We start from the raw sequence: 4100 nt of genomic DNA, 5'->3' as shown, positions 1-4100 counted from the left end.
TCAGTCAGCACATATATTCACTGACACTCCGCCTTCGCGAGCAAGCCCGCTCCCACATTTTTGATCTTCTGTGTACCTGGGGTCAGGACTTCTCGAGATTTCCGAGGATGTGTTCATGCACCCGCATGCACACCCGCAGATCCTCTTCATCGACACCCACAAACAGCTCATGGCGCAAGGCCGTGGCGATGGTCTCGATCTGCTCGATCAGCGGCTTCGCGGTGTCGCACAGCACAATGCGCTTGGCGCGGCGGTCTTCCACCACGGCCTGGCGTTGCACCAGGCCCTGGCTTTCCAGGCTGTCGAGCAAACGGGCCAAGGTGGGCCCCTCTACCCCGACGCTCTGCGCCAGCTCACGCTGGGTAGGCGGTTCGGTAAAACGGGCCAGGTGCAGCAGCACCAGCCAGCGTGCCTGGGACAGTCCCAAACCTGCCAAGCGGCGATCCAGCTCGGCACGCCATCCTCGGGACATATGCGCCAACTGCATGCCAAAACGGTGTTGATCGGTTAACGGCATAAAAAACTCATGGATTAGACTGAAAATAAAGTGTGGCTAATTATTAGTCAGCTAAGCATGACCCATGCCAGTAGGCAAGACCCGGTATGTACTGATTCGTTACATTGTCGTAATTGGCACATCAAATCTCGAATTCCGACTGCAAAGCGGCCCTTACGCAGTACAAAACGCCCTCGGGAACGCGGCCGGTAAACAGCGGCGCAATCTCGGAAACGGGTGGCAATTCGCCTTCTCCATCCAGGAATGCATCCTGGATTTCACCGAGCAAATCTTCCGGCAGATCAAGGGCCTGCTCCAACGACAACTGCTGCTTGCCAATGGACTCGGCGAGCAAGGTGTAGACGTTCTTTTCCGAGCACTGCAGCTGCCCGGCAATCTGGATCGGGGTCATGCCGGCACGGGCGAGGCTGATCAACTCGTGGCGGATGTCGGCGACCTCTTTCGGCGCCTCGACCTGGCCGCCGAGCACTTCGAGGAAGGCCTGGCCATAACGCTCCAGCTTGCGCGCACCGACGCCGCTGACCCTGGCCATCTCGCCGAGGGTAGTGGGATGGTCGCGGAGCATTTCCAGCAAGGTGGAGTCCGGGAAGATGACGTAAGGCGGCACGCTGTGTTCCTGCGCCAACTTCTTACGCAGCGCGCGCAGGGCTTCCCACTGTTCGCGCTCTTCGAAACGCACCAGTTGGCTGGCCTGGCTGGTGCTGCTCTTGGCGGTGGTTTGCGGCTTGAGGTCGCGGCGCAGCTCCAGGCTGACTTCGCCCTTGAGCAGCGGCCGGCAACTGTCGTTCAGGCGCAGGCCGCCGTAGCCTTCCAGGTCGATGTCCACCAGGCCACGGGCGACCATCTGCCGGAACAGCGAGCGCCACTCGCCTTCGGCGCGGGCCTTGCCCACACCGTAGACCGAGAGTTTTTCGTGGCCGAAGCTGCGAATCTTTTCATTGTCCTTGCCCAGCAACACGTCCACCAGGTGGCCGACGCCATAGCGCTGGCCGGTGCGGTAGATCGCCGACAACGCCTGGCGCGCCGGCTCGGTGGCGTCCCAGGTCTGCACGCCGTCCACGCAGTTGTCGCAGTGGCCGCAGGGCTTGGGCATGTCTTCGTCGAAGTAGGCGAGCAAGGTCTGGCGACGGCAGCGGGTTTCTTCACACAGCGACAGCATCGCGTCGAGCTTGTGCTGTTCCAGGCGCTTGTGGCGCTCGTCGCCTTCGGAGTTCTGCAGCATCTGCTTGAGCATCACCACGTCTTGCAGGCCGTAGACCATCCACGCATCCGCCGGCAGGCCGTCACGGCCGGCACGCCCGGTTTCCTGGTAGTACGCCTCAAGGGATTTGGGCAAATCCATGTGGGCCACGAAGCGCACGTTGGATTTGTCGATGCCCATGCCGAACGCGATGGTGGCGACCATGATCAGGCCTTCCTCGTTGAGGAAGCGCTTCTGGTGGTAGGCCCGCAGTTCGTTGGGCAAGCCCGCGTGATACGGCAGTGCCGGGTAGCCTTGTTCACTGAGGAATGCGGCGACCTCATCGACCTTCTTGCGCGACAGGCAATAGACAATGCCGGCGTCGCTGCGCCGATCGGAGAGGAACGCCAGCAACTGCTTGCGCGGCTGTTCCTTGGGCACAATGCGGTAAAAGATATTCGGCCGGTCGAAGCTCGAGAGGAAGCGCTCGGCGTTCTGCAGGTGCAGGCGCTCGACGATTTCTTCGCGGGTCCGTTTGTCGGCGGTGGCGGTCAGGGCGATGCGCGGGACGTTGGGGAACAGTTCCGCCAGTTGGCCCAGTTGCAGGTATTCACGACGGAAATCGTGGCCCCATTGGGACACACAGTGGGCTTCGTCGATGGCGAACAGGGCGATTTCCAGGCTCTGCAGGAACGCCAGCATCCGTGGCTGCACCAGGCGCTCGGGGGCGAGGTAAAGCATCTTCACTTCGCCGCGCTTGATCCGGGCGGCGAGGTCACGCTGCTGTTCGGCGCTGAGGGTGGAGTTCAGCGAAGCAGCCGCCACGCCGAGCTCTTCAAGGGTGGCCACCTGGTCGTCCATCAGGGCGATCAACGGCGACACCACCACCGCAAGCCCTTCCCGCAGGAGTGCCGGTACCTGGAAGCACAGCGACTTGCCGCCGCCGGTAGGCATCAGCACCAGGGCGTCACCGCCGTTGGCCACGCGCTCAATGATCGCACCCTGGCGGCCACGAAAACTGTCGTAGCCGAAGATGTCCTTGAGGACGCGTTGAGCCTGCTCGAGCATGAAAAACTCCAAATATCGCCGAAATCCCTCTGTACAGGCTGGTCGAAAAAGCACGCTTGAGCGGGAAATAATCCGTAAGCGAACTTTTCCCGCGACTGGCGCTTGGCCTGCAGGGGCATCACAAAACGCGGCAGTATACCCGAGCGTTACCCGGCAAAGGGTGCCGTTGGTGAATTGCCGCCGGGCTCAAATACCTCTCAAATCTGTGCTGCGGCTGGCCTGGCAGCTCAAGAAAGCCTAGAATTGCCCATCGTTTATTCCCAAGGTAGTCCGTCAATGTCCTTCGCTGAGCAACTAACCCGCCTGCAAGCCTTCCTCGATGCCGATGAGCTGCACGACGAGGCGCTGGACTACGTGGCCGCCCACGGCTATCTGACCGCGCTGTCGATATGCTCCGATGTCGTTCCCGACCGTGAATGGATCGACGCCCTGTTCTCCGAAGAGCCTCACTACAGTGATGCCGCCCAGCGCGAAGAAATCGAATCGACCCTGCTGGCCCTCAAGGCTCACATTGGCCGCCAACTGGCTTCCGATGAAGAGTTCGAACTGCCTTGCGACCTGGACCTGGGCGAAGACCCGGACGACTCCGAACTGCGCGGCTGGTGCATCGGTTTCATGGAAGGCGTGTTCCTGCGTGAAGAGGCCTGGTTCGAAACGGCTGAAGAAGAAGTCAGCGAAATGCTGCTGCCGATCATGGTCGGTTCCGGCCTGTTCGACGAGCAACCTGAGTTCTCCGACATCGCCGCCGACGCCAACCTGATGGACGACATGATCGTTCAGATCCCGGAAGCGCTGACCGCCCTGTACCTGCTGTGCAACGCACCTGACGAAAAGCCGGCGATCCTCAAGCCTCGCCACCACTAAGACCTTTGCCCGTGGCGCCCATGGGCAACCGTTCCGTGATCCTGCGTTACGTTCTGCTGGCCATCGGCTGGTTGAGCGTGGCGCTCGGGGTAATCGGCATCTTCCTGCCGGTGCTGCCCACTACCCCCTTCCTTCTGCTGGCTGCCGCCTGCTTTGCCCGTAGCTCCCCGCGCTTCTACCACTGGCTGGTGGAACACCCGCGCCTGGGGCCGTGGATTCGTGACTATCTGGATGGCAACGGGATTCCGCTCAAGGGCAAGGTGTATGCCATTGGGTTGATGTGGGTGAGTATCGGGTTTTCCTGCTACCTGGTGCCGCTGATCTGGGCGCGAGGGTTCATGCTGACCAGTGCGGTGTTGGTGACGGTTTATATTTTGCGGCAGAAGACCTTGCCCAAGGCACCGCAGGACTAAATGTGGGAGCGGGCTTGCTCGCGAATACGGTGGATCAGTCAGCACATGTATCGGCTGA

General features: G+C 61.1%; 4 protein-coding genes. 2 read left to right on the top strand and 2 right to left on the bottom strand.

Annotated features, from left to right (window positions below; all coding sequences use genetic code 11):
* Positions 1 to 82: 82 nt before the first annotated feature.
* Both ACW9I6_RS31150 and recQ read right to left on the bottom strand, forming a co-directional pair.
* Entirely contained in the window at positions 83 to 517 is a 435-nt protein-coding gene (locus ACW9I6_RS31150) for a MarR family transcriptional regulator (protein ID WP_004371158.1), read from the bottom strand.
* Between the two features lie 121 nt (positions 518 to 638).
* A complete protein-coding gene (gene recQ / locus ACW9I6_RS31145) occupies positions 639 to 2765 on the bottom strand; it encodes a DNA helicase RecQ (protein WP_004371161.1) in 2127 nt (708 codons plus the stop codon).
* A 276-nt stretch (positions 2766 to 3041) separates the two neighbouring features.
* Between recQ and ACW9I6_RS31140 the strand changes: the two genes are divergently transcribed.
* Both ACW9I6_RS31140 and ACW9I6_RS31135 read left to right on the top strand, forming a co-directional pair.
* Positions 3042 to 3629, top strand: a complete 588-nt coding sequence (locus ACW9I6_RS31140; RefSeq protein ID WP_004371163.1) for a UPF0149 family protein — start codon at positions 3042 to 3044, stop codon at positions 3627 to 3629.
* 20 nt (positions 3630 to 3649) lie between these two features.
* Positions 3650 to 4042: a YbaN family protein gene (locus ACW9I6_RS31135; protein WP_004371165.1), complete on the top strand. Its 393-nt coding sequence runs from the start codon at positions 3650 to 3652 to the stop codon at positions 4040 to 4042.
* The last annotated feature ends 58 nt before the right edge of the window (positions 4043 to 4100 follow it).

This window comes from Pseudomonas sp. SDO5522_S412 (assembly GCF_054071215.1).
Note: the sequence above shows the minus strand (reverse complement) of the source record. Positions and strands in the feature narration are given on the sequence as shown.

What these genes read in the sequence shown, in the direction of transcription:
- ACW9I6_RS31150 (WP_004371158.1), bottom strand. Translation starts at nt 517, where the DNA reads ATGCCGTTAACCGATCAACACCGTTTTGGCATGCAGTTGGCGCATATG.
- recQ (WP_004371161.1), bottom strand. Translation starts at nt 2,765, where the DNA reads ATGCTCGAGCAGGCTCAACGCGTCCTCAAGGACATCTTCGGCTACGAC.
- ACW9I6_RS31140 (WP_004371163.1), top strand. Translation starts at nt 3,042, where the DNA reads ATGTCCTTCGCTGAGCAACTAACCCGCCTGCAAGCCTTCCTCGATGCC.
- ACW9I6_RS31135 (WP_004371165.1), top strand. Translation starts at nt 3,650, where the DNA reads ATGGGCAACCGTTCCGTGATCCTGCGTTACGTTCTGCTGGCCATCGGC.